Here is a 20,983-nt window from a genome sequence, read left to right on the forward strand (position 1 = left end):
CGCCTACGCCACCACGACCTCCACGCCCGCCCCGCGCAGCTTCTCCAGCTCCTCCTCAGGAGCCGACGCGTCCGTGATCACCACGTGCACCGCCCCGATGTCGGCGATCCGCGAGAAAGCCCGCTTTCCCACCTTCGACCCGTCCGCGAGCACCACCACCCGGTCGGCCGTGCACAGCAGGCAGTAGTCGGTGTGGGCCTCGACCTCGTCATGCGTGGTGATGCCGCCGCGCGCGTCGATGCCGTCCACGCCCAGGAACACGAGGTCCAGGCTGATGCCGGCGAGTGCGCGGTCGGCGATCGGGCCGACCAGCTCGTAGCTCTCCGGGCGCACGCCGCCGCCGGTCACGACCAGGTCGATCGTGGGGCGCGGGCACAGGTCGGAAGCGATGTTGAGGGCGTTGGTCACGACCTTGAGCGACCTGGTCGAGGCGAGCAGGCGGGCCAGCTCGGTGGTGGTCGTGCCGCCGTTGAGGCCGACGGAGTGCACGGACTCGGTGACGAGCTGCGCCGCCGCCTCGGCGATCTGGCGCTTCTCCTCGCGGCGGCCCAGCCGGTAGCGCAGCGGCAGCTCGTAGATGACCTCCACAGCCACCGCGCCGCCGTGGGTGCGTTTGAGCAGTTTCTGCTCCTCCAGGGACTGGAGGTCGCGGCGGATGGACGCGACGGACGTGCCCAGGTCCTCCGCGAGCCCGGTCACGGTCACCGAGCCCGCGTCCGCGAGCTTGCCGAGGATGGCAGCGAGCCGCTGCTCTTGACGCATTCGATCACTATATCTCAGGAATACTGCTCGGTTTAGTACGGTTTGCGCAAGAAACACGCAAAGTGAGTGATCGTTACCGGAGGGCGGCGGGCAGCAGGTCGCCGTGGGCGGCCGTCATCGCCGCCACCAGGCCGGTGATCTGGTCCGGGGTCAGCGCGGCGGCCGTGGCCGGGTCGCACAGGGCCGCGTGCCGGACGTGGTCCGGGTTGCCCTCCACCGCCGCGGCCACGGTCAGGTCGACCACGTTCAGGAAGCTCCGGTTCAGCGCGGCGAGCTGGCGCGGCAGGGCGCCGACGCGGTGCGGGTGCACGCCGAGCCGGTCCAGCGTCGCGGGCACCTCCACGGCGGCGCCGTGCGGGAGGTTCGAGATCAGGCCGTCGTTCGCGACGTTCACCTGGATCGTGCGCCGCTGCCCGGTCACCAGGCTGTGGATCACCTGCGGCGCGTACTCGACGGCCTCGTCCACGAGCGGCGGCGGCTCCTCCCCCGCCGCCAGGGCGTCGCGCGTCTTCTCGTACGTGGCGACGTTCTCCGCGCTGATCGTGGCGTAGTCGCGCACCGGGATGCGCAGACGGTCCACTTCGGACTGGTGCCGCAGGTACCAGGGCACGTACTCGGACGAGTGCTCGCTCGTCTCGGTCGGGTAGAAGCCGAACCGGCGGTAGAGGTCCACGCGCACCCGCCGCGCCAGCTCCGGGTCGGCGGCGATCGCCTCGTCCAGCGCCGGGTACAGGTCGCGGCCCCGGTGCTGCCACTTCAGGATCCACGCCTGGTGGTTCACGCCGGCGGAGAGGAAGTCGACCTCCTCGAACGGCACCCCGACCAGCTCGCTCAGGTCGTGGACGGTCCAGTGCACCGAGTGGCACAGCCCGACCGCCTTCAGGCGCGGGGCGACGGTCGCCAGGTACTGGATGTTCATCGCCATCGGGTTGGTGTAGTTCAGCAGCCACGCGTCCGGGCACACGGCCAGCATGTCGGCCGCGAGCCCGTCGAGGAACGGGAACGTGCGCAGCCCGCGGAAGATCCCGCCGATGCCGAGCGTGTCACCGATGGTCTGGCGCAGCCCGAACGACTCCGGCACGTCGAAGTCCCGCAGCGTCGCCGCGTGGCCGCCGATCGCGACCATGTTGACCACGACGTCGGCACCCTCCAGTGCCGCGCGGCGGGTCAGCGAGGTGCGGACGTCGACACCGGGAGCGGTGTGGCGGGCCAGGGCCGCCGCGACCTCCAGCCGTTCGGGATCGATGTCGTGCAACGAGATCGTGGCGCCGGCCAGCTCGGGGAACGACAGGACGTCGCGGAGCAGCTGGCGGGTGAACTCGACGGAACCCGCGCCCACGAACGCGATGGTGAACATTGGTGTGCCTTCCGGTAAGCGGGGGTCAGTGCGAGCCGTCGAGGATCACCGAGCGCGTGAGGTTGCGCGGCGTGTCCGGGTCGAGCCCCCGCGACAGCGCGACCTCCACGGCGAGCCGGTGCACCGCGACGAGCTCGGCGAGCGGGTCGCGGTCGCGGGCGACCCACTGGCCACCGGCCGCGGCGACCTCGGCGCCGAGCCCGTCCGGCGCGGGACCGAACGCCCACACCGCCGAACGCTCGTCGGTGATCGCGATCGGCCCGTGCCGGTACTCGGTGGCCGGGTAGGACTCGGTCCAGGCCAGCGACGCCTCGCGCATCTTGAGCGCCGCCTCGGCCGCGAGGCCGGTGGTCCACGGGCTGCCGCCGAGGAACGTGAACTGGCCGCGCCCCACCAGACCGGCGGGCACCGGCTCGGCGAGCGCCTGCTCCGCGTCGAGCACCGCGCGCTCCAGCCGTTCGCCGAGGTGCGCGCGCAGCAGCACGAGTGCCGTCGTCGCGAACCGCGTCTGCACCACGGAGCGTTCGTCGGCGAACGGCAGCGCCACCACCTGGTCCGCCAGCTCGGTGACGGGCGTGCCGGGAGCGCCGACGACGGCCGTCGTCGGGACGTCGGACAGCCTCCGCAGCACTTCGGCGACCTCCGTGGTGGTGCCGGACCGGCTCAACGCCACCACGCGGTCGTACTTGCGGCCGTAAGGGAACTCGGACGCGGCGAACGCGTCGGTCTCGCCCAGCCCTTTGTCCTCGCGGCGGCGGGCGTAAGCCTGCGCCATGAACCACGACGTGCCGCAGCCGACCACCGCCACGCGTTCCCCGGCGGCGGGCAGTGCGGCCACGACCTCGGGTTCGGCGGCCAGCTCGATCGCACGGCGCCAGCAGGACGGCTGGGAGGCGATCTCGGCGGTGGTGTGGGTGCTCATGGAAAACTCCTCCGGAATCACTTGATGCCCGCCGCGGCCACCGACCGCACGAAGAACCGCTGGGCGAAGAAGAAGACGAGCAGGACGGGCAGCTGGCTCAGCACGGTGCCGGCCATGAGCTTCGGCCAGTTCGTCGTGTGGGCGCCCTGGAAGCTCTGCAGTCCCAGTTGGACGGTCATCACCTCCGGGCTCTGCACCGCGATCAACGGCCACAGGAAGTCGTTCCACGTCTGCAGGAACGTGAGCACGGCGAGGGTCGCGAGCGTCGGCCGCATCAACGGCAGCAGCACCTGGAACAACGTCCGCAGCCTGCCCGCCCCGTCGATCCGCGCCGCCTCCTCCAGCTCCCGCGGCAGCGTCGTGAAGAACTGCCGCATCAGGAACACCCCGAACGCCGTGGCCAGGTTCGGCGCGATCAGCGCGCCGAGCGTGTCGACCAGCCCCAGCTCCCGCGTCATGATCAGCAGCGGCAGCATGACGATCTGGAAGGGCACCATCAGCGTCGCGAGCATCAGCACGAACGCGACCTTGCTGCCGATGAACGAGATGCGCGCGAACGCGTACCCCGCCAGCGAACACAGCACCAGGTTGCCCACCACGCACACGACGGACACCACGAAGCTGTTGGCCAGCCACGACCCCAGCGGCGCGTCGCGGATCGCCGCGGCGTAGTTCTCCCACTCGACGCCGCTCGGCAGGCCGGGCGGGAAGCGCCGCGACTCCTCCTGCGTGGAGATCGACACCAGCAGCATCCACACCAGCGGCGTCACCATGACGACCGACAGCGGGAACAGGATCAGGTGCAGCGCACTGGGCCGTCTCATCGGACCTCGTAGTGGGACGTGCGGCGGTTGAGCCGCAGCTGGGCGAGGGTGAACGCGCCGATCACCAGGAACACCGCGCAGCCGATGGCGGCCGCGTAGCCGCCGTCGAAGCTCACGAACGCCTCGTTGTAGAGGTGGTAGACGAGCACGGTCGTGGCCCGCAGCGGCCCGCCCTTGGTCGTCACGTAGACGGCGTCGAAGAGCTGCAGGCCGTTGATCGTGAGCCACACCAGCAGGAACCCGGTCGCGGGTGCCACCAGCGGCAGCTCCACGTGCCAGAACGAGCGCGCCCGGCCGCAGCCGTCCAGGGAGGACGCCTCGATCAGGTCCTTCGGCACGTTCTGCAGCGCCGCCAGGTAGATGATGACCGCGAAACCGAGCCAGCCCCACACCGTCATCGCCACCACCGAGACCAGCGCCTGGCCGGGGTCGGTGAAGAACCCCTGCTTCGGCAGGCCCACCGCGTCGAGCGCCGCGTTGACCAGGCCGAACTGCGGGTTGGCCAGCCAGGAGAACATGATGCCGGTCGCGACCGTCGAGGTCACCAGCGGCACGGACACGGCGAGCCGGTACAGCACGACGCCGCGGATCTTCTGGTTGAGCATCACGGCGATCGGCAGCGCGAGCGCGAGCGTCGCCGGCACGAACAGCACGACGTAGACGAGCGTGCGCCAGGCGGCGTCCCAGAACAGCGGGTCGGCGACGAGCTTGGCGTAGTTGTCGCCGCCCGCGAACGTGCCGGGCGAGGTGAGGTCGGTGTGCTGCAACGAGAGCACGAACGACCACACCACCGGGACGAGGCCGAAGACGCCGATCAGGACGACGGCGGGCGCCGCGAAACCCCACCCGGCGAGGTGGTCCTCGAGCTTGCGCCGGTCGGCGGGTGTGGCTGTCACGAGGCCGCCAGCGCCTGGTCGATCTCGGCGGCGGCCTGGTCCAGCGCGGCCCGCGGTTCGGCCTGGCCGAGCAGCACCGACTGCACGGCCGTGCCGAGGACCTGCGAGATCTTGGGGTACTGCGGGATGTTCGGCCGGGCCTTGGTGACGTTCTTCTCCAGGTTCTCGACGAACACCTTGGCGCCGGGGTACTTCGCCTCGTACTCGGCGTACCCGGGCAGCTCCACCTCGGACTGCCGGATCGGCAGGTGCCCGGTCTCCATCGCGAACTCGAGGTGGATCTCGGGCGAGAGCAGCCACTTCAGGAACGGCAGCGCGTTCTCGCGGCCGTTGTCGCCGAAGACGACGAACGTGTCCGGGCCCGCGATCGTCGCGTGGGTGACCTTGCCCGGTAGGATCTGCACGCCGTAGGAGACGTCCTCGTTGATCGCGCCGAGGTCCCACGGCCCGGTCCACAGCATGCCGATGCGGCCGGAGTTGAAGAGGTTGAGGTACTGCTGGTCACCCGCGTCGAGGTAGACGGACTTGTCCGTGACCGCCATGTCCCGCAACAGCTCCATCGCCTGCCGGCCCGCGTCGGAGGCCAGCGCGGCCTTCTTGCCGTCCGCGCTGAGCAGGTCACCGCCCGCCTGCCAGAGCAGGGCGAGGAAGCGCCAGACCGTGTCCTCGGTGCCGTCGTTGACGTACGCCCAGCCGAACCGCCCGTCACCGGTGAGCTTCCGCGCGGCGGACCGGAAGTCGTCCCAGGTCCACTCCGCGGTGGGGTGGGCGAGACCGGCCTCGTCGAAGAGCTTCTCGTTGTAGACCAGCGAGAGGTTGTCGACGAGCGCGGGGATGCCGTAGACCTTGCCGTCGACCGTGGCGGCCTCGCGCCCGGCGGCGAACAGGTCGTCCCACCTGAACTCCGCGTCGCCGCGCACCTGGTCGGTCAGGTCCTGCGTCTGCGGGCGGCCGGTGAGGCCGGTGATCGACGAGCCGTACTGGTAGGCGACCTCCGGCGGGTTGCCGGAGGCGAACGAGGCGAGCGTCTTCTGCAGCACGTTGTCGTTGCCGCCGTTGAAGACCAGCTCGACCTGCTGCTCGGGGTGCGCCGCGTTCCACCGCTCGGCGAGCTTGCCGAACGCGGCGGCCTCGGCGTCGGTGTAGCCGTGCCACACCTTGATCTTGCCGTTGCCGCCGGAGCCCGTTCCGCAGGCCGCCGTCATGAGGAGCGCCGCGCCCATCGTCAGCACCGTGCGGCGACTCAGCCCTGTGCCCATGTCGACTCCCTGGGATGTGCGTGCGGCTCTGTGTGGACGGGGACGATAAGCTCATATCGATCAAACAAGCAAGCATCCTGACCGATTGAGATTGCTTTCTAGCCGAAATCGGGCCTGCTCGCTACAGTCGCTCACACTCGATCACCACTTCTGAGCGATCAAGGAGTTTGGCGCATCATGAGATTCCCTGCGCGCGCCCTCACCGGCACCGCCCTCGCCCTGACCCTCGCGGCCGGCCCGCTGGCGGCGCCCAGCCAGGCCGCCGTCCAGCTGCCCCCGACCGGCGCGGTGCTCGACTACCAGCTCGGCGCCGCCTACACCCCGCCCAGCGGCGTCACGATGGTGACCCGCGACAGCACCGCCTCACCGGCGTCCGGCGTGTACAACATCTGCTACGTCAACGGTTTCCAGACCCAGCCGGGTGACAGGAACGTCTGGCTGAACCAGCGGGGCCACCTGATCCTCAAGGACTCGTCGGGCAAGCCGATCATCGACCCGAACTGGCCGGACGAGTTCATCCTGGACACCTCGACCGCCGCCAAGCGCACCGAGCTGGCCGGCATCATCGGCGGCACGATCGACCTGTGCGCGAGCAAGGGCTTCAAGGCCGTCGAGATCGACAACCTCGACTCCTACCTGCGCTCCCGCAACAAGCTGACCGTGAGCAACAACTTCGCCTACGCGAAGCTGCTCGCCGACCGCGCGCACGGCAAGAACCTCGCCATCGGCCAGAAGAACTCGGCCGAGGAGGCGGCTCGCGCCAAGCGCGAGGTCGGCTTCGACTTCGCGGTGTCGGAGGAGTGCCACCGGTGGGACGAGTGCTCGTCCTACAGCGACGTGTACGGCGACCACGTGATGGACATCGAGTACACCGATGACCTGCGCGGCACGTTCCGGGACGTCTGCAACGACCCGGACACCCCGCAGACCACCACGTTGCGCGACCGCTACCTCGTCGCGCCCGGTACCCGCGGTTACGCGTTCGACCACTGCTGACCGGGTGGTGCTCCGCCGGGCCTCACGCCCGGCGGAGCACCGTCAGCCGGTCGATCACCAACGCGCCCGCGTCCAGCCGCAACCCGAGCCCCGGCGCCCAGCCCGCCACCACGGCCGGGTCCACGGCGTTCCCGATCGGCGCCGACCGCAGCAGCGACCACCGGCCGTCGTGCTCGATCCAGCTGGTCAGCCGCCCGTCGCCGAGCACGGCCGCGAGCCGGTCACCGGACGAGAAGCTCAGCGCGGCGCAACACCCACCGGTCGCCTCGTCGCCGCGCCGCACGCCGCCGACGGTCACGTCCACACCGGACGCTTTACCCGCGTTGTTGAACCACGCCAGCGCGAAGTCGCGGTTCCCGGCGATCTGCCCGAGGAACAGGCTGTCCTCCGGCGCCGACCCGGCGAACGACCTCGGCTCCACGACCACCGCCGTTCCCCGGGCGTCACCGGCCACCGGCGCCGACAGCACCGCACCGCTGCGCGAAGCCGCACTGGCCGTCAACGCTCCGCCGGAGACCTGGAAGCCCGGCGTCGCCTCGTTGAACGGACCGTCCACCCGGTACGAGCCGAGCCGGTCCGTGTCGAACGTGTCGTCCCAGACCACCGCGGCGAAGTCGGCCGGGTCGAACGCGCTCTGCGCCGACGCCACCGCCGTGCTCGTCCCACTGTCACCCGAAGCCGTGGCCAGCACGCGCACCGGCGCCGACTCGCCGAGCGGCAGCTCCGCCGGGGCGGTGACCCGCCAGCGCGTGACCAGCGCCCGGCCCGGCAGCAGCCGGGACGTCGAGGCAGGGGTCAGCGCCACCGCCGTCCACCCGGCGGGCACCGCCAGGCCGGCCCGCACCCCGGCCAGAGAGCGGGACGCGGTCACCGTCGTGGTCGTCTCGACCGAAGCACCCGCCCTCACCTGAACCGACTCCGGCAGTGACGCCGTCAGTCCCCGCACCGGCGCCCGCCACGACGAGAACGCGGTGATGCCGACCGCCCCGCCGTCCGCACGGCGCGGCAGGATGCGCACCCGGTCGGTCGTCACGGCGGGTTCCACGAGGATGCGGTTCACCGCACGCGCCACAGGAGTTGCCGGACTCCGCCGCTGGCCGGGGAGGTCGCGCCACTGGCCGTCCGGAGTCCGGTACCGCAGGTCGTAGGTGGCGGGCACGCGCACTCCCCCGCCGTCGTCGTAGAACGTGACGCGGAGGTCCGAGACGGGCGCGGGCGCACCCAGGTCCACTTCCAGCCAGTCCTCGGAGTTCGGGCTGGTCCACGTGGTCCAGCGGGTGCCGGGCACGTCGAGGTGGAAGTCCTGGCCGTCGATGGCCTTGGTGGGCGGGTCGGCGCTGTAGCTGTAGGACGCGCGGGCCGTCGGGTAACCGGTCTGGCTGACGTTCGCGAAGTCGTCGACGAGCTCGGGCAGCTCCCCGTCGCCGCGTTGCGGGATCGGCAGGCGCACAGCGGACAGTCCGGACTGGACGTGCCGCAGCTGGCCGTCCACCCAGACGCGCAGACCGGCGCCCTTGCCGTAGTGGGAACCGGTGCGGTCCCACAGCACGGTGAGGTTGTGGCCGTGGTACGGCACGTTCTCCGCCGCGAAGTAGTCCCAAGTGGACGGAGCCAGCGGTGCGATCTGAACCTCGTTGCCGAGCTGCGGACGGATACCGAGCAGACCGGAGAGCACGTTGTCGTTGAACGTCGAGTGGTTGTAGTCCTCGCTGTGGCCGCGGCCGTCGTAGATCCACCGGTCCTCGTCGGGGTGATGGGCCTCGGCGACATACGGCGCGCCGTTCTTGCGTTGCGTCAGCGCATAGCCGCGCAGCACCGACAGGTAGTCGGCGCGCGAGACGTACGGCTGGGCCGGGTAGTCGATCAGCAGGTTCGCCAGCGCGGTGAGCGTCTGGCTGGTGGCGTACGGCCAGCTCGGGCCGTTCCAGCGGCAGCACCCGTTCAGCGCGTCGCGCATGAACCACGGGCTGCGGCGCTCGGCGGTGGTCGGGCCGAACCGGGCGGCGAAGCCCTGCGGGTCGGTCAGCTGAGCCCACGCCGCGCTGTTCGAGGCGGGTGCCATGTGGAAGTACCAGGGTACGAACCCGATCGCCTCGCGGTCGGCGAGCTTCGTGCGTCCGGGGTTGCCGTCCCGCATGACGTGCTTGTAGAACTGCGCGTTCGAGTCCCACAGCCAGCGTTCCTGCGCGGTCCGCAGTGCGTCCGCGGCCTGGTCGTACTGACGGGCGCCCGCCGCGTCACCACGCGCCCGGAGCAACTGGGCGATCGCACGGGCGTCGCCGTACTGGTAGGCGTTGAGCGTGGAGCGGAAGCCGTCGCCGCCGTGGTACGGGTCGGGGCTCTGGTAGGAGCTGACGGTGTACTCCATCGCGTCCCACACCGGAGTCTGCCAGTACAGCCCGAGACCGGCGTCGAACTGCGGCGACCAGCGCTGCCACTGGCGGATCAGCTCCGGCAGGCGATCGGTGGCGAACCGCGACCGCCCGTCGACGGCGGCGCGGGCGGCCACGGCGTCGGCGGCCCAGAAGGAGTACTGGTGCGCCCAGTCGGTCGTGTTCTTGTTCAGGAAGTCGGTGGCGGGCTTGGGGCCGGAGCCGGAGCCGCGCAGCCAGTAGTCCACGTAGTCGTCGAGGTAGCGGTGGTCGCGCAGCCACCGTCCCTCGTAGACGTGGTGGCCCGCCGCGGCGACGATGCCGCCGTTGGGGGCCGAGTAGCCGACGGGGCCGAGGAACTCGGAGACGATCCAGCCGTCCTTCGGGCCCGTGTACTTGAGCGCTTCCCGGTAAGACTTCCACCGGTAGTAGTAGGTGTCGCGGATCTCGCGGTCCGGCAGGTCGACGAACGCGATGTTCGCCTCGTACCAGGCCGGTTCCGGGACGTCGCCCAGCAGGCCGGTGTGGTCGAGGAACGAGGTTCCCGCGCCGACCGCGGGATAGAGGTCTTGCGCTGCGGCGCGGTGCGCCACCGCCGGCGAGGCGGTCGAGACCGCCAGCGCCGCCACCACGAGGATCGCCATTGACCTGCGCATGACCCCATCGAAGCGGGAGCGCTCTCAACGCGCAAGACTCCACACAGTCCGACATACCTCCACAGGATCACGAACATCATTCCCCGATGCGGCTGCCTCGGCCGCCGCATCGGCGAACCGAGGATCGTCCAGGACGCGCGTGACGGCCGCGCGCAGACCAGCCTCGGTGGGTGGCCGGACGATCACGCCGCTGCCCTGCCGCGCCACCCGGTTCGCCATCTCCCACTGGTCGCCGCCGCCCGGCACGACCACGACGGGCACGGCCGCCCGCAACGCCTTGGCCAGCATCCCGTGGCCACCGCCGCAGACCAGCACCGACGACTGGCGCAGCAGCTCGTCCTGCGCGCCGGGACCGGACCGCGCCCAGTCCGGCAGACCGCCGAGCGGGGCGAACGTGGACACGACGGCCCGCACCCCGAGGTCCCGCACCGCCTCCAGCGTCGTCTCGGCCATCCCGGTCGATCCCGTCCACGCGGTCGACGGAGCGATCATCACCAGCGGCGCGGACCCCGGCGGCGGCGTCAGCGTCTCCCCGCTGGCCTCCCACAGCAGCGGCCCGACCACGTGTGCGTTCGCCGGCCAGTCCGGTCGCGGCACCTCCAGCGCGGGCAACGTCGCGATCAGCCGCGCGGCCGGTCCCGGGCCGCGCGCGGGCAGCCCGACCCGTTGCCGCACCTCGGCCCGCTGCCGTTCACCCCGCCGGATCGACCGGGCGGTCATCGCGCGCAGTGCCGCGTCCCGCAGCCGTCCCCGCACCCCGGTGCCCGGCGCGAGGCCGCTGCCGATCGGGGGCAACCGGCGTGACGGCTCGTAGAGCGGGTGCGGCGAGAGCTGCACCCACGGCAGGCCCAGCAGCTCGGCGGCCATGCCCGCGCCGAGCGCGAGCACGTCGCACACCACCAGGTCCGGTGCCAGCGCGCGAAGGCGCGGCACGAGCGCCACCGCCAGCTCCGCCGCCTGGTCGTGCAACGCGCGGCCGAGGTCGGGGCAGCCCGTGAGGTCGGACAGCGCGAGACCGGTCACCCGTGCCGCCTCGACCCCCTCCCCTGCGGCGGCGGCCAGCCAGCGCTCGCCGGTCAGCAGGACCGGGGTGTCACCCGCCGCCGCGAACCGCAGGCACAGCGCCATCGCCGGGACGACGTGCCCGGGATCGCCACCGGAGACGACGGCGACGCGCACGCCGTCAGACCTCGATCGACTCGATGGCCGCGAGGGCGAGCGGGGCCGCCGTCTCGACGTAGCGGGTGGCGAGGGTCTGGAACAGCTGCTCGGCCTCGATGGCGGGCCAGTCGTCCGCGAGCAGCTCGGCCGGGAGGTGCGGGTCCTGGCGGACGAGGTCGAGCCAGTCGCCGTGCAGCACCAGCTGGCGGGCCAGGTCGTCGGGCAGCGACTCGTCCGGCACCCGCCAGCGCGCGAGGAACGCCTGGTAGCGGGCGGCGATGGCGGCCGTGTCGAACGCGCGGGTGGCGAGGTCGGCCGCCTCGGTGGGCTTGGCGTGCTGGGCGGTGAAGACCGTGACGTTCTCGGTCAGGCCGAGGTCGGCGACCACCTCGGTGACGTCGTGCGTGCCGGGGGCGATCCACAGGCCGTTCTGCACGGGCCCGAACCCGGCCCACTGCAACCGCGAGCGCAGGTCGTGCCGCTCACCCCTGCGGCCCTCCGGCAGCGAGAAGCCGACGAGCGTCCACGTGCCGTCCCAGTCCCTGTTCACGGCGCCGCGCTGCCAGATGCGGCGGCCGCCGTCCTCCAGCACGGCCTCCGAGCGCGGGGTGAGTCCGAAGTAGACGCGGCGGCCCGCGCGGTGCTTGGTGAGCAGCCCGCGCGAGGTCATCCGGGTCAGCGTCGAGCGCACGGCCTCCTCGGAGACGTCGACCCGGCCGAACACGTCGATCAGGCTGCCCGAGTAGACCGCGATGTCCCGGTCGAGCACGTACAGGCCGAGGAAGTTGAGCATCAGGGACTGCGGCGTCACCGGCCAAATGATACATGTTGGGCAACATCTAGACGAGCGTCAGAGAGATGCCCTACTTTTGACCGCACTTCCGACGAGAGGACTCACCGGATGGAGCTGTCGGGCAAGGTCGCGATCGTCACCGGCGCGGGCCGGGGACTGGGCCGGGCGTACGCGGAAGCGTTGGCGCGCAACGGGGCCAACGTCGTCGTGAACGACGTGGACGAGAGTGCCGAGGAGGTCGCCGCGAGCATCGGCGGTGCCGCGGTGGTCGCGCCCGTCGGGCCGGCCGAGACCGCGGACCGGCTCGTCGCCGCCGCCGTCGAGAAGTTCGGGCGGCTCGACGTGCTGGTCACCAACGCGGGCATCCTGCGCGACCGCGTGCTGTGGAAGATGAGCGACGACGACTTCGACGCCGTGATCAACGTGCACCTGCGCGGCACCTTCACGTGCGCCCGCGCGGCCGCCGTGCGGATGCGCGAGCAGGGCACCGGCGGCAGTCTCGTGCTGATCGCGTCACCGGCGGGCCAGCGCGGCAACTTCGGGCAGACCAACTACGCCGCCGCCAAGGCGGGGATCGCCGCGATGGCGCGGACGTGGGCGCTGGAGCTGGCCCGCGCGGACATCTCCGTCAACGCGGTCGTGCCGGTCGCCGCCACCGAGATGACCAAGACCATCCCGGTGTTCGCGCCGGTCATCGAGGAGTCCGAACGAACGGGGCAGCCGCTGCCGGCCTGGGTGCGCCGCGACGAAGGGCTGGGCACCGCCGAGGACGCCGCCGGGCTGATCGTCTACCTGGCGTCGGACGCGGCGAAGGGCATCACCGGCCAGGCCATCGGCATCGGCGGCGACAAGCTCGCGCTCTGGACGCACCCCGCCGAGAAGCAGGCCCTGTACTGCGACGGCGGCTGGTCGGCGGAGCAGATCGCCGAGCGGTGGTCCGAGCTGGAGCCGGAGACCTACGGCATCCCGGCGCCGGTGGCGCCATGAACGCGCCCAAGATGAACGTGGACGAGGTGGTCGCCATCGACGTGCACACGCACGCCGAGATCTCCCGCGACGGCCACAGCTCGCTCAGCCCCGCGCTGATGGAGGCGTCCGCCAAGTACTTCAAGGCGGGCCACCGGCAGCCGACGGTCGCCGAGACCGCCGCGTACTACCGCGAGCGCAAGATGGCGGCGGTGATCTTCACGGTCGACGCGGAGCACGCCACCGGTCATCCGCGCATCTCCAACGAGGAGGTCGCCGCGTCCTGCGCCGAGCACGCCGACGTGCTCATCCCGTTCGCGAGCGTCGACCCGTGGAAGGGCCGGGCGGCGGTGCGGGAGGCGCGCAGGCTGGTCGAGGAGCACGGCGTGCGCGGGTTCAAGTTCCACCCCAGCCTCCAGGGCTTCTCCCCCGACGACCGGATGGCCTACCCGCTCTACGAGGTGATCGAGGAGCTCGGCGTCCCCGCGCTGTTCCACAGTGGACAGACCGGGATCGGCGCCGGGGTGCCGGGTGGCGGCGGGATCAGGCTGAAGTACTCCAACCCGATGCTGGTCGACGACGTCGCCGTGGACTTCCCGCACCTGCGGATCGTGCTCGCGCACCCGTCGTTCCCCTGGCAGGACGAGGCGCTGGCGGTCGCGACGCACAAGCCGTTCGTGCACATCGACCTGTCCGGCTGGTCGCCGAAGTACTTCCCGCCGCAGCTGGTCCGGTACGCGAACACGCTGCTCCAGGACAAGGTCCTCTTCGGCTCCGACCACCCGGTGATCACGCCGGACCGCTGGCTCGCCGACTTCGCGCGTCTCGACATCTCCGACGAGGTGCGTCCCAAGATCCTCAAGCACAACGCCGCACGCCTGCTGGGACTCGTCAAGGAGGACGCATGACCGTCGCCGCGCACGGACTCGAAGAGCTGAAAGCCCTGGCGGGCCGCGACCTCGGCCACACCGACTGGCTGCAGATCGACCAGGGCCGCGTGGACACGTTCGCCGACGCGACCGACGACCACCAGTGGATCCACGTCGACCCGGCCCGTGCCGCGGACGGCCCGTTCGGCGGCACGATCGCCCACGGCTACCTGACGCTGTCGCTGCTCATCCCGATGATGACCGAGCTGCTGTCGGTCTCGGGCGTCCGGATGAGCCTCAACTACGGCCTGGAGAAGGTCAGGTTCCCCGCGCCGGTCCCGGTCGGCGGGAAGATCCGGCTGACGGGCAAGGTCGTGTCCAGCGACGAGGTCGCGGGCGACGGCGTGCAGATCACGATCGACTTCACGGTCGAACTGGAGGGGTCCCCCAAGCCCGCGTGCGTCGCACGCGGCGTATACCGCCACTACGCGTGAGGGTGATGTCATGGCGCCAACAACGCAGTTACGCCGTGCAGTCGCATCCAGCTACCTCGGCAGCGTGATCGAGTACTACGACTTCCTGCTCTACGCGACCGCTTCGGCGATCGTCTTCAACAAGGTCTTCTTCTCCTCGCTCGACCCCCTGGTCGGCACGATCGCGAGCTTCGGCACCTTCGCCACCGGCTACCTCGCCCGCCCGCTCGGCGGCATCCTCTTCGGACACTACGGCGACCTGCTGGGCCGCAAGAAGATGCTCGTGCTCTCCATGAGTCTCATGGGTGTGGCGAGCTTCCTGATCGGTGTCCTCCCCACCTACGCCCAGGTCGGCTGGCTCGCGCCCGCCGGGCTCGTCCTGCTGCGGGTGCTGCAGGGCATCTCGGTCGGCGGCGAGTGGGGCGGCGCGGTGCTGATGTCCGCCGAGCACGCCACGTCCCGGCGCGGCCTGTGGGCGAGCTTCACCAACGCGGGCGCGCCCAGCGGCATGGTGCTGTCGACGCTCGTGCTGAGCGGGACCTCGGCGCTGGTGGGCGAGCAGGCGTTCCTCGACTGGGGCTGGCGGGTGCCGTTCCTGCTCAGCATCGTCCTGCTCGGCATCGGCCTGTTCGTGCGGCTGAGGGTCGAGGAGACGCCGGTGTTCAAGGCGGAGCGCGAGCGTTCCTCCTCCTTGCCGCTGATGGACGTCCTGCGCAACCACCCGCGCACGCTGTCGCTCGGCGTCGGCATCGGCCTGGCGGCGTTCGTGGCGCAGTCGACGCTGACGACGTTCCTGCTCGCCTACGGCGTTCAGGCGGGCAACAGCAGGCAGGACATCCTGAACGCGCTGACGCTGTCCTCCGCGCTGGCGGTGGCCGGCATCATCGGCTGGTCCGCGGTGTCGGACCGGGTCGGGCGCAGGCCCGTCGTGCTGGCGGGCGCGGTGCTGATGGGGATCTTCGGGTTCGTGCTGTTCCCGCTGGTGGACAACGGGTACGTCGTGATCGCCCTGGTGCTCGGCCAGGCGGTGTTCCACCCGATGATGTTCGGTCCGCTCGCCGCCCTCTACAGCGAGCTGTTCAAGACCGGCAGCCGCTACACGGGCGCGTCGCTCGGCTACCAGATCGCCGGTCTCGGCGCGGGGCTCGCTCCGCTGCTGTTCGCCGAGGTGCAGCGCAGCGCGGGAACGGGCGCCATCCCGTTCATCCTCGCGGCGTTCTGCGTGCTGACCGTGGTGTGCACGCTGGTCCTGCACGAGACCAGCAAGACCAGCCTGACGGGAGACGGGGATGCGCAACGCGGGACTGGGCAGCTGGCCACGCCGCCGAGCACGCATGGCGCCGAAGCGTGAGGCGTTCACCTACGGCGGCGTCTCCACGACCTACGGCGAGCTGGCGGTCCGCACGACCCGGCTGGCGTGGCGGCTGCGGGAGCTGGGGGTGCGCGACGGCGACCGCGTCGCGTACCTCGGCCCCAACCACCCGTCGTTCGCCGAGACGATGTTCGCCGCCCACCAGCTCGGCGCGGTCTTCGTCCCGCTGAACTTCCGCCTCACCCCGGCGGAGGTGGACTACCAGCTGGCCGACTGCGGCGCGCACGTGCTGGTCCACGCGCCGACGCACACCGTGGACCACCCGCGGGCCGTCTCCCTCGACGACTACGAGGAGTGGCTCGCGGGCGGTTCGGACGAGGAGATCGACGAACCGGTGGAGCTGTCGGCGCCGGCGTTGATCCTCTACACGTCCGGCACCACGGGCAGGCCGAAGGGCGCCGTGCTCACCCACGCCAACCTGGTGTGGAACACGATGAACCTGCTGATCGGCCTCGACCTCGCGACCGACGACGTGGCACTGGTGGCGGCGCCGCTGTTCCACGTGGCGGCGCTCGCGCAGACGCTGCTGCCCACGTTCATCAAGGGCGGGCACTGCGTGATCACGCCGCGCTGGGACGTCGACGTGTGCCTGGACCTCGTCGAGAAGCACCGCGTGACGTTGATGTTCGGCGTGTTCACGATGTTCGCCGACGTCCTCGCGTCACCGCGCTGGCCGACCGCCGACCTGTCGTCGTTGCGCGTGCTGCTGTGCGGCGGGGCTCCGGTGCCGGAGTCGGTGATCCACGCCTACCAGGACCGTGGCCTGGTGTTCTGCCAGGGCTACGGGCTCACCGAGACCGCGCCGGGCGCCACCTTCCTGGAGGCGGCGGACAGCGTGGCGTGGGCGGGATCGGCGGGCACGCCGGTGTTCCTGGGCGACCTGCGGCTGTCCGAGACCGGCGAGATCGAGGTGCAGGGCCCGAACGTCACCCCCGGCTACTGGAACGCGCCGGAGGCCACGGCGGCGGCGTTCACCCCGGACGGCTGGTTCCGCACGGGCGACATCGGCCTGATCGACAACGGGTACCTGTACGTGCTGGACCGGGTGAAGGACATGTACATCTCCGGCGGGGAGAACGTCTACCCGGCGGAGGTGGAGAACGCCATCACCGCGCACCCGGACGTGGCCGAGGTGGCCGTGGTCGGGGTGCCGGACGAACGGTGGGGCGAGGTCGGGTACGCGTTCGTGCGTCCTCGTGAGGGCACGGAACCCGACCCGGCCGCGATCCGCTCGTTCCTCGCGTCGCGGCTGGCGAAGTACAAGGTGCCGAAGCACTTCGAGCTGGTGCCGGCGTTGCCGAGGACGGGGTCGGGCAAGGTGTTCAAGCCCGCTCTGCGGCGCGCAGCGCGTCCAGGAAGCGGGTCACCGGACCGAACGTGACGAGCCCGGTGCCCGCCACCAGCTCGTCCTTCGCGGGGAGGAGTCGTTCGTACGCGCGCTGCCGCAGCACCGGGTCGCCGAGCCGGAGGGCGGCCATCGCGAGCAGGGCCGCCCGCACCTCGCTCAGGAGGTCGGCGGGTCCCGGCGGCAACGCGCGTGCGACCTCCCGTGCCTCGTCCGGCGGCAGGACCAGCGGGCTCACCCAGTCCCGCAACGGTCCCCAGTCGTCGTCCAGGTCCACTGTGGACGGTCCGTGCAGGCTGAGGAGGGCGAGCGGCAGCAGGCCGCGTTCCACGCCCCACATGCCGGTGCCCTCGACCCGTCCCGCCGCCGCCCGGTAGGCGCGTTCGGCCGCGTCGATCTCGTTGTCCGCGGCCAGTTTCAGCGCCGCGTACCAGTCGGTGAAGACACCGACCAACGGCAGGTCGTGGGTGCGTGCGAGTTCGTCGGCGGCGTCCGCGTGCCGGTCCGCGGTGGCGAAGTCGCCCAGCGCAGCGTTCGCCTGCACGCCGATCAGATGGCCCAGCACCTCGTGGGTCACCAGGTGGTGCGCCGCGGCCAGGCCCGTCAGCTGAACGCCGATCGCGGCCCGTTCGCGGGCCAGGCCGGTGCGGTGGAACGTGTGCATGAACTTCGCGTTGAGCGCGAACGCGAGCAGGGCCGGGTCGCCGAGGTCGCGCGCGATCGTCTCGGCCTCCCGCGCTTCGGCCAGCCGCGTCCCGGTGCCGCGTTCCTCCATCGCGATCGTGGCGAGCAGGCGGGCGCGGGTGGCGGTCGGGCCGGGGAAGGCGGCCAGCGCCCGTTCGGCGGCGGTGACCAGCTCGGCGGAGTGGGCCGGGTCGTCGCTGGTGGTCCACACGCCCGGCACGTCGAACGAGCCGACGACCTCGGCGAGGGCGCGCGGGTCGGTCGTCGCCCGCAACGCCGTCGACCGGTGCTCCCGTGCCGCCGCCAGGTCTCCGTTCACCGCCAGCGCCCGTGCCAGCCCGGTCAGCAGGTCCGGCCGGGTGCCCTCGGCCGCCTTGATCGCCGCCTCCCACAACGCGACCGCCTCGCGGGGCGAGTGGGTGCTCTCCGCCGCCGCGGCGATGGCACGGACCGCTGCCTCACCGCGTGCGTCCGCCGCGATGTAGTGGTGCGCCCGCAGGTGGACTTCGCCTTGGTCCAGTGCCTCCGCGACGGCCAGGTGCCAGCGCGCCCGCCTGGTCAGCGACACCTCGCCGTACACCGTGTCCCGCACCAGCGCGTGCGTGAACCTGGCCCGGCCCGGCGCCACCTCGACCAGGAAACCCCGCTGCAACGCGACGTCCAGCGCGTCGAGGACGTCCTCGCCCGCGAGCCGCCCGAGCATGTCCACGTCGACGTCCCGCCCCAGCACGGACGCCTGGTGCAGCACCGTCCTGACCTCGGCGGGCAGCGGGGCGAGCCGGTGCCGGATCACCTCCCGCACGCCCGCCGGGACGCCGAGCGACCCCTCCGCGGCGAACAGCCGGGCCAGCTCCTTGACGTAGAACGGGTTTCCGCCGCTGCGCTCGTGGATCGCCCGCACGTCCGCGTCCCGCGAGATGGACCGCACCAGTGCCTCGACCGCCTCCTCCCCCAGCCCGCCCAGCGGCACGCGGACGGGTTCGGCGCGGGCGAGCGCCTCGGACGGCACCGCGGCACGGGTCGTCACGACGAGCAGCACCCGCCCGGAGAGGCTCGCCCCGGTGAACGCCGCCAGCACCGCGAGCGTCTCCTCGTCGGCCTGGTGCAGGTCGTCCAGCACGACCAGCACCGGCGCCGCCGCCTCCACCGCCGCCACGACCTGCCGCCTCAGGTGGAACCGGTCGCCCGCGACCAGCTCCGCCCCGAGCGCCTCCGCCACCTGCTGCCACGGCCACGCCAGCGGCGCGTCCTCCGGGCAGCGCGCCCACACCGTCGTCCACCCACGGCCGCGCAGCACCGCGGCGAACTCCTCGGCCAGCGCGGTCTTGCCGACGCCCGCCTCCCCGCTCACCACCGCGACGCCCAGCCCGGCCGCGGGCACCGCCGCGTCGAGCGCCGCCAGCTCGGCGGACCGGCCCACCAGCGCCGACGGCACCGCGGGGAGCAGCCGGGGCGCCTGGGAGAGGATGTCCGCCTCTAGGGCGCGCAGGCCGGGGCCGGGATCGACGCCGAGGTTCTCGGCCAGCGCGTGCCGGGCCGACCGGACGGCCTCCAGCGCGTCGCCCTGCCGTCCCTCGCGGTAGAGCGCCAGCGCGAGCAGGCTCCACGCCTTCTCCCGCCACGGATGCGCGGCCAGGTGGGCGCGCAGGTCCGCGACGGCCTCCGCCGCCCTGCCCGCGGCCAGCAGCGCCTCGGCCCTCCGTTCGACCGCCACCAGCCGCAGCTCGGTCAGCCGGTCGACCTCGGCGCGCGCCCAGTGCTCTTCGGCGAACTCCGCGTAGGCGGGACCGCGCCACAACGCCAGTGCCTCGTCCAGGACGGCCAGGTCGCCGCCGAGCATCTCCTCGAACCGCCAGGCGTCCACGTCGCTCGCCCGCAACGCGTACCCCGCGCCCTCCGTGACCAGCAACGACGACGGCGTCCGCGGCGGCCTGTCCGGTTCCAGCGCCTTGCGCAGCGCGCCGACGAACGTCTGCACCGCCCCGACCGCGCCGTCCGGCGGCTCCTCCCACAGGTCCGCGACGAGCGTGCGCACCGGCACCACCCGGCGCCGCGCGACCAGCAGCCTGGCCAGCACCGCCCGCTGCCGGGGACCACCGAGGCGGGCGTCCCCCGCCGTCAGGGGTCCGAGCACGCCGAACGTCACCACCCGCTGAGCCCGTCGCTGATCGGTTGCTGATCGGCCGGGGCGAAGCTGCGTCCGTGAACCACTCCGCATTCGACTACCAGCGCGTCCAGGTCTCCGGTGGCGTCGGCATCAACGTCGCCACCACGGGCGAGGGCAGCCCCGTCGTGCTGCTGCACGGCTTCCCGCAGACCCACCTGATGTGGTGGCACGTCGCCGCCGACCTGGCCTCCGAGCACACCGTGATCATGCCCGACCTGCGCGGGTACGGCGACAGCGACAAGCCCGCCGACACCGGCCTCACCTACGCCAAGCGCACGATGGGCAACGACGTCGTCGAGGTCGCCCGAGCCCTCGGCCACGACACGTTCGCACTGGCGGGCCACGACCGGGGCGCGCTCGTCGCGTTCCGCACCGGCCTCGACCACCCGGACCACGTCACGCACCTCGCGTCGCTCGACGTGCTGCCGACCCTCGACATGTGGGACGTCATGCACGGCACGTCCGCCGCGGTCGGCTTCCACCTGTACCTGATGGCCCAGCCTCCCGGCCTGGCAGAGGAGCTGATCGGCGCCCGGCCCGACGCGTTCTTCGGGCACTTCCTGGACCTCTGGAGCACGAAGCCGTTCCCCGCCGACGTCCGCGCCGAGTACCTGCGGGCGAGCCGCGAGGCCGTCACGTCGATCGTCGCCGACTACCGCGCCTCGGCGACCGTGGACGTCGAGCACGACACCGCCGACAGCGACGCCACGTTCCGGATGCCGGTCACCGTGCTGCAGCAGGACTGGGGCGCCGCCCTCGGCTTCGACGCCGAGGCGCGCTGGCGTCGCTGGGCGCCGAACCTCGACCACCGCACCGTCTCGTGCGGGCACTTCATGGCCGAGGAAGCGCCCGACGTGGTCGCCGATGCCCTCCGCGACCTGCTGAAGCGCTAACCGCCAAAGCTTCTGTCCGCCGTCATCTCACACCCGCCCGAGTGTCATCCCCCCAGGGCCACCGATGCCTCCGCGTGACGTGGCTTTTGTACGCGGGGGCCCCGCGTACCGTCAGCGGAAACGCGGGGCCCCCGCGTACCCGGCGGGAAACACGAAAGAGGGTTGTCGGCGGGCGGCGTGGTTACGGACAGCGCTTCCGCAAGCGTGCTCGGCGCG

At 71.9% G+C, this 20,983-nt stretch carries 17 protein-coding genes; 7 read left to right on the forward strand and 10 right to left on the reverse strand.

Going from position 1 to position 20,983, the window contains the following annotated elements; translation table 11 throughout:
* Positions 1 to 3: 3 nt before the first annotated feature.
* The 6 genes from BLT23_RS07755 to BLT23_RS07780 form a co-directional block, all read right to left on the reverse strand.
* Positions 4 to 762 carry a DeoR/GlpR family DNA-binding transcription regulator gene (locus BLT23_RS07755; protein ID WP_090047085.1) on the reverse strand — a complete coding sequence of 253 codons (759 nt, stop codon included), beginning with the start codon at positions 760 to 762 and terminating at the stop codon, positions 4 to 6.
* Between the two features lie 73 nt (positions 763 to 835).
* On the reverse strand, positions 836 to 2,119 hold the full coding sequence (gene melA, locus BLT23_RS07760) for an alpha-glucosidase/alpha-galactosidase (protein ID WP_090047086.1): 1,284 nt from the start codon (positions 2,117 to 2,119) through the stop codon (positions 836 to 838).
* Positions 2,120 to 2,144: 25 nt separating this feature from the next.
* Entirely contained in the window at positions 2,145 to 3,041 is an 897-nt protein-coding gene (locus BLT23_RS07765; protein WP_090047088.1) for an SIS domain-containing protein, read from the reverse strand.
* Positions 3,042 to 3,058: 17 nt separating this feature from the next.
* Complete coding sequence (locus tag BLT23_RS07770; protein ID WP_090047089.1) at positions 3,059 to 3,865, reverse strand: carbohydrate ABC transporter permease; 807 nt, start codon at positions 3,863 to 3,865, stop codon at positions 3,059 to 3,061.
* Positions 3,862 to 4,761 (reverse strand): carbohydrate ABC transporter permease, encoded by a 900-nt coding sequence (locus BLT23_RS07775; RefSeq protein WP_090047091.1) that lies wholly within the window; start codon positions 4,759 to 4,761, stop codon positions 3,862 to 3,864. Before BLT23_RS07775 ends, BLT23_RS07770 begins: the two co-directional genes overlap by 4 nt.
* Positions 4,758 to 6,020 (reverse strand): ABC transporter substrate-binding protein, encoded by a 1,263-nt coding sequence (locus BLT23_RS07780; protein ID WP_090047092.1) that lies wholly within the window; start codon positions 6,018 to 6,020, stop codon positions 4,758 to 4,760. Before BLT23_RS07780 ends, BLT23_RS07775 begins: the two co-directional genes overlap by 4 nt.
* A gap of 177 nt (positions 6,021 to 6,197) precedes the next feature.
* On the opposite strand from BLT23_RS07780, the gene BLT23_RS07785 reads away from it, so the two are divergent.
* On the forward strand, positions 6,198 to 7,016 hold the full coding sequence (locus BLT23_RS07785) for an endo alpha-1,4 polygalactosaminidase (RefSeq protein WP_090047094.1): 819 nt from the start codon (positions 6,198 to 6,200) through the stop codon (positions 7,014 to 7,016).
* 22 nt (positions 7,017 to 7,038) lie between these two features.
* Here the strand turns inward: BLT23_RS07785 and BLT23_RS07790 are convergent, their stop codons facing one another.
* The 3 genes from BLT23_RS07790 to BLT23_RS07800 are packed head-to-tail and all read right to left on the reverse strand — an operon-like array spanning position 7,039 to position 12,016.
* Positions 7,039 to 10,044, reverse strand: coding sequence for an MGH1-like glycoside hydrolase domain-containing protein (locus BLT23_RS07790; RefSeq protein ID WP_090047095.1), 3,006 nt, complete (start codon positions 10,042 to 10,044; stop codon positions 7,039 to 7,041).
* A gap of 24 nt (positions 10,045 to 10,068) precedes the next feature.
* The gene (locus BLT23_RS07795) at positions 10,069 to 11,223 is read right to left on the reverse strand and encodes a glycosyltransferase (protein WP_090047096.1); all 1,155 of its coding nucleotides are present in this window, start codon (positions 11,221 to 11,223) and stop codon (positions 10,069 to 10,071) included.
* A gap of 4 nt (positions 11,224 to 11,227) precedes the next feature.
* Positions 11,228 to 12,016 (reverse strand): PaaX family transcriptional regulator, encoded by a 789-nt coding sequence (locus BLT23_RS07800; protein ID WP_245743816.1) that lies wholly within the window; start codon positions 12,014 to 12,016, stop codon positions 11,228 to 11,230.
* Positions 12,017 to 12,106: 90 nt separating this feature from the next.
* Between BLT23_RS07800 and BLT23_RS07805 the strand changes: the two genes are divergently transcribed.
* From BLT23_RS07805 to BLT23_RS07825, 5 genes are read left to right on the forward strand one after another with little or no spacing between them, the layout of a single operon-like run.
* Positions 12,107 to 12,985 carry an SDR family oxidoreductase gene (locus tag BLT23_RS07805; RefSeq protein ID WP_090047098.1) on the forward strand — a complete coding sequence of 293 codons (879 nt, stop codon included), beginning with the start codon at positions 12,107 to 12,109 and terminating at the stop codon, positions 12,983 to 12,985.
* 11 nt (positions 12,986 to 12,996) lie between these two features.
* Positions 12,997 to 13,872: an amidohydrolase family protein gene (locus BLT23_RS07810; RefSeq protein ID WP_090047780.1), complete on the forward strand. Its 876-nt coding sequence runs from the start codon at positions 12,997 to 12,999 to the stop codon at positions 13,870 to 13,872.
* A complete protein-coding gene (locus tag BLT23_RS07815; protein ID WP_090047100.1) occupies positions 13,869 to 14,327 on the forward strand; it encodes a MaoC family dehydratase in 459 nt (152 codons plus the stop codon). The genes BLT23_RS07810 and BLT23_RS07815 overlap by 4 nt, the downstream gene beginning before the upstream one ends.
* A 10-nt stretch (positions 14,328 to 14,337) precedes the next feature.
* A complete protein-coding gene (locus BLT23_RS07820) occupies positions 14,338 to 15,657 on the forward strand; it encodes an MFS transporter (protein WP_090047101.1) in 1,320 nt (439 codons plus the stop codon).
* Positions 15,641 to 17,059 carry an acyl-CoA synthetase gene (locus BLT23_RS07825; RefSeq protein WP_245743817.1) on the forward strand — a complete coding sequence of 473 codons (1,419 nt, stop codon included), beginning with the start codon at positions 15,641 to 15,643 and terminating at the stop codon, positions 17,057 to 17,059. The genes BLT23_RS07820 and BLT23_RS07825 overlap by 17 nt, the downstream gene beginning before the upstream one ends.
* Here BLT23_RS07825 and BLT23_RS07830 read toward each other — a convergent pair.
* The gene (locus tag BLT23_RS07830) at positions 17,001 to 19,841 is read right to left on the reverse strand and encodes an ATP-binding protein (RefSeq protein ID WP_176946647.1); all 2,841 of its coding nucleotides are present in this window, start codon (positions 19,839 to 19,841) and stop codon (positions 17,001 to 17,003) included. The two genes, BLT23_RS07825 and BLT23_RS07830, sit on opposite strands and share 59 nt — an antisense overlap.
* Positions 19,842 to 19,909: 68 nt before the next feature.
* On the opposite strand from BLT23_RS07830, the gene BLT23_RS07835 reads away from it, so the two are divergent.
* On the forward strand, positions 19,910 to 20,767 hold the full coding sequence (locus tag BLT23_RS07835; RefSeq protein ID WP_090047107.1) for an alpha/beta fold hydrolase: 858 nt from the start codon (positions 19,910 to 19,912) through the stop codon (positions 20,765 to 20,767).
* Positions 20,768 to 20,983 lie beyond the last annotated feature (216 nt).

Origin of the sequence: Lentzea fradiae, from assembly GCF_900100955.1 — a bacterium.
In the GTDB taxonomy this organism is placed as follows: domain Bacteria; phylum Actinomycetota; class Actinomycetes; order Mycobacteriales; family Pseudonocardiaceae; genus Lentzea; species Lentzea fradiae.

What these genes read in the sequence shown, in the direction of transcription:
- BLT23_RS07755 (WP_090047085.1), bottom strand. Translation starts at nt 762, where the DNA reads ATGCGTCAAGAGCAGCGGCTCGCTGCCATCCTCGGCAAGCTCGCGGAC.
- melA (WP_090047086.1), bottom strand. Translation starts at nt 2,119, where the DNA reads ATGTTCACCATCGCGTTCGTGGGCGCGGGTTCCGTCGAGTTCACCCGC.
- BLT23_RS07765 (WP_090047088.1), bottom strand. Translation starts at nt 3,041, where the DNA reads ATGAGCACCCACACCACCGCCGAGATCGCCTCCCAGCCGTCCTGCTGG.
- BLT23_RS07770 (WP_090047089.1), bottom strand. Translation starts at nt 3,865, where the DNA reads ATGAGACGGCCCAGTGCGCTGCACCTGATCCTGTTCCCGCTGTCGGTC.
- BLT23_RS07780 (WP_090047092.1), bottom strand. Translation starts at nt 6,020, where the DNA reads ATGGGCACAGGGCTGAGTCGCCGCACGGTGCTGACGATGGGCGCGGCG.
- BLT23_RS07785 (WP_090047094.1), top strand. Translation starts at nt 6,198, where the DNA reads ATGAGATTCCCTGCGCGCGCCCTCACCGGCACCGCCCTCGCCCTGACC.
- BLT23_RS07790 (WP_090047095.1), bottom strand. Translation starts at nt 10,044, where the DNA reads ATGCGCAGGTCAATGGCGATCCTCGTGGTGGCGGCGCTGGCGGTCTCG.
- BLT23_RS07805 (WP_090047098.1), top strand. Translation starts at nt 12,107, where the DNA reads ATGGAGCTGTCGGGCAAGGTCGCGATCGTCACCGGCGCGGGCCGGGGA.
- BLT23_RS07810 (WP_090047780.1), top strand. Translation starts at nt 12,997, where the DNA reads ATGAACGTGGACGAGGTGGTCGCCATCGACGTGCACACGCACGCCGAG.
- BLT23_RS07815 (WP_090047100.1), top strand. Translation starts at nt 13,869, where the DNA reads ATGACCGTCGCCGCGCACGGACTCGAAGAGCTGAAAGCCCTGGCGGGC.
- BLT23_RS07820 (WP_090047101.1), top strand. Translation starts at nt 14,338, where the DNA reads ATGGCGCCAACAACGCAGTTACGCCGTGCAGTCGCATCCAGCTACCTC.
- BLT23_RS07825 (WP_245743817.1), top strand. Translation starts at nt 15,641, where the DNA reads ATGGCGCCGAAGCGTGAGGCGTTCACCTACGGCGGCGTCTCCACGACC.